The organism is Cryobacterium sp. TMT3-29-2 (assembly GCF_004564305.1).
Classification (GTDB): domain Bacteria; phylum Actinomycetota; class Actinomycetes; order Actinomycetales; family Microbacteriaceae; genus Cryobacterium; species Cryobacterium sinapicolor.
The window spans coordinates 1-3,027 of sequence record NZ_SOGK01000068.1; the positions used below are offsets into that span (position 1 = coordinate 1).

Sequence of the window (3,027 nt, forward strand, 5' to 3'; positions counted from 1 at the left end):
AGCACTCCGGGGCCCCGGGCGCCCCGGGCCCTCGGCGCCGCGGGCACTCGGCGCGACCCCGGGCAGCCGGGGCACCCCACCAGGGCGGGGTGTGGCGGCATCCGCTAACCTGACGGGGTGAAGATTCTGGTCCTCGGTTCCGGTGCCCGCGAGCACGCCATCATCACCGCGCTGCTCCGCGAGGAGCCTCAGCACGACGTCGTGGCTGCGCCCGGCAACGCCGGCATCGCCCGGGATGTGCCGGTAGTTCCGCTCGACCCGGCGGACCCCGAGCAGGTCACGAACTACGCGAATCTCAACGGAATCGAACTCGTCGTGGTGGGGCCGGAGGCCCCGCTCGTCGCCGGGGTCGCCGACGCTCTGCGCACGCGGGGCATCCCGGTCTTCGGTCCGGGCCGGGCTGCGGCCGCGCTCGAAGGCAGCAAAACCTTCGCAAAACGCATCATGGATGCCGCGCAGGTGCCCACCGGCCGTGCCGAACGTGTCGGAACGCTCGCCGAAGCGACGGCCGCGCTCGACGAATTCGGTGCCCCCTACGTGGTCAAGGCCGACGGCCTCGCCGCCGGCAAGGGCGTGCTCGTCACCTCGGACCGCGACGCCGCGCTCGCGCACGCCACCTTCTGGCTGCAGCACGGCAGCGTTCTGATCGAGGAGTTCCTCGACGGCGCGGAGGTCTCCCTCTTCCTACTCAGCGACGGCCACAGCGTGCTGCCGCTCTCCCCCGCCCAGGACTACAAGCGTCTCGGCGACGGCGACCTCGGCCCGAACACCGGCGGCATGGGCGCCTATTCGCCGCTGCCCTGGCTCGACGCCGAATTCGGCAGCGAACAGGCCTTCGTTGACGAGGTCATCGAAACGATCGCGCTGCCCACGGTGCGCCAGCTCGCCGCCGAGGACACCCCGTTCATCGGTTTGCTCTACTGCGGCCTCATTCTGACGACTGAGGGTATCCGGGTGATCGAATTCAACGCCCGGTTCGGCGACCCGGAGACCCAGGTGGTCCTGCCGAGGCTGGTCACGCCGCTGGCGGGGCTGCTGCTCGCGGCGTCAACCGGCGGTCTCGGCGGCCTGGCCCGCCCGGTATTCTCGACGGACGCCTGCGTCACGGTCGTGCTCGCGAGCGAGAACTATCCGGATGCGCCGGTCACCGGACGCGCCCTCACCGGCCTGGCCGCGGCATCCGCCGTGCCCGGCGTCACCCTCGCGCACGCGGCGACCGCCGTGATCGACGACACCCTCGTCGCCACCGGTGGACGGGTGCTCAGTGTCGTCGCGATCGGCGACGGCTTCACGGATGCCCGCGCCCGCGCCTACGAGGCCCTCGCCCAGATCTCGCTCGAGGGTTCCCAGTACCGCACCGACATCGCCGCCCAGGTCGCCGGCTGAGTCGGACTGAGTTGGGCTGAGTCGGACTGAGTTGGGCTGAGTTGGGCTGAGTTACCTGAGTTGCCTGAGTCGGACTGAGTCGGACTGAGTCGGACTGAGTTGGACTGAGTTGGGCTGAGTTGCCTGAGTCGGCTGAGTTGCCGCGGCGCAGGCGGGCGCCAGATCCGGCCCCGTCGCCCGGTTCCCCGCCCGCGACGCGCATAACTCCTGCAATTTCGCGCTCCGTTTCGGCGGAGGCCCGGAATAACGCGGCGGATCAGCTGCCGGGCCGCGAATCGCAGGAGTCATGCACCGTGCGGCGGCCGAGCCGCTGCTGCCGACCGGCTTCACCCGCCTGCCCCACCGTCCGTCTCTGTGGCTGACTCAGGAGATCCCTTCGGCGCGGGCTGGGAATACCCGTGAAACACCGGTGAACACCGGGACGGGCGGCATCGGCGCCGCAATTCTCCTGAGTTAGCCCCACGCAGGTGATCCGAGTCGGGCGGCAGGGCCAGCAGGTGGGACGGCACCGCGTTGGCGCGGGCACCAGCCGGTGCGCAAGAATATAGCCGTGACCGCACTCGACCAGCCCGCCGCATCCGCCCCGCTCGCCCTGCCGGGATGGCGCCACGCCTACTCGGGCAAGGTGCGCGACCTCTACGTTCCGGAGTCGCAGCCGTCGGGACAGGGCACGACCCCGGGTACGACGCAGGGCGCAACTCCGGGCACATCCAGAGGCACGGATGCCGCAGCCGACCTCGCGACCGCCACGCGCGTGCTCGTGGTCGCCAGCGACCGCGTCAGCGCGTTCGACCATGTGCTCGAGCCCGGCATCCCGGGCAAGGGCGAGTTGCTCACCACTCTCAGCCTCTGGTGGTTCGACCAGCTCGCGGGCGTCCCGAACCACCTCGTGCCGGACCACACCATCAACGGAGCCGTGACCAGCCTGATCCCGTCGGCCGTCGCCGGCCGCGCCATGCTCTGTAAAACGCTGGACATGTTCCCGATCGAGTGCGTCGTGCGCGGGTACCTGACCGGATCGGGCTGGAAGGAATATCAGTCCACCCAGACGGTGTGCGGCATCCCGTTGCCGGCCGGCCTGCAGAACGGCGACCGCCTGCCCGAGCCCATCTACACCCCCGCCTGGAAGGCCCCGCTGGGCGAGCACGACGAGAATATCTCGTTCGAGCGCACGGTGGAGCTGGTCGGAGCATCCGTCGCCGGCGACCTGCGTCGCCGGTCGCTGGAGATCTTCGACAGCGCCTCCATGATCGCCGAGAAGGCCGGAGTGATCCTGGCCGACACGAAGTTCGAGTTCGGCGCGGACCGCGTCACGGGCGTCATCACTCTCGCTGACGAGGTGCTCACCAGCGACTCGAGCCGCTACTGGGACGCCGCCCTCTGGCAGTCCGGCGCTACCCCGGAACAACGGATGTCCAGCTTCGACAAGCAGATCGTGCGCGACTGGCTCACGGCCCACTGGGACCTGACCGGCACGCCGCCGGCGCTTCCGGTCGAGATCATCGAGCAGACCGCGGCCCGCTACCGGCAGCTGCTGGAGCGTCTGACGCAGGCGGCGTCCGGGGCCGGCTCGGCGTAGCGCGTCCCCGGCGCGCGGCGGCTCGGCGGAGCGCGTCCCCGGGGCGCGGCGGCTCGGCGGAG

Annotated in this window: 2 protein-coding genes; both read left to right on the forward strand. The window is 70.7% G+C overall.

Translation table 11 applies throughout. From position 1 onward, the window contains the following. Window positions 1–117: 117 nt before the first annotated feature. Window positions 118–1,386, forward strand: coding sequence for a phosphoribosylamine--glycine ligase (gene purD, locus E3O67_RS08090; RefSeq protein WP_135102426.1), 1,269 nt, complete (start codon window positions 118–120; stop codon window positions 1,384–1,386). A gap of 550 nt (window positions 1,387–1,936) precedes the next feature. Then, window positions 1,937–2,965 (forward strand): phosphoribosylaminoimidazolesuccinocarboxamide synthase, encoded by a 1,029-nt coding sequence (locus E3O67_RS08095; RefSeq protein ID WP_135102427.1) that lies wholly within the window; start codon window positions 1,937–1,939, stop codon window positions 2,963–2,965. Window positions 2,966–3,027 lie beyond the last annotated feature (62 nt).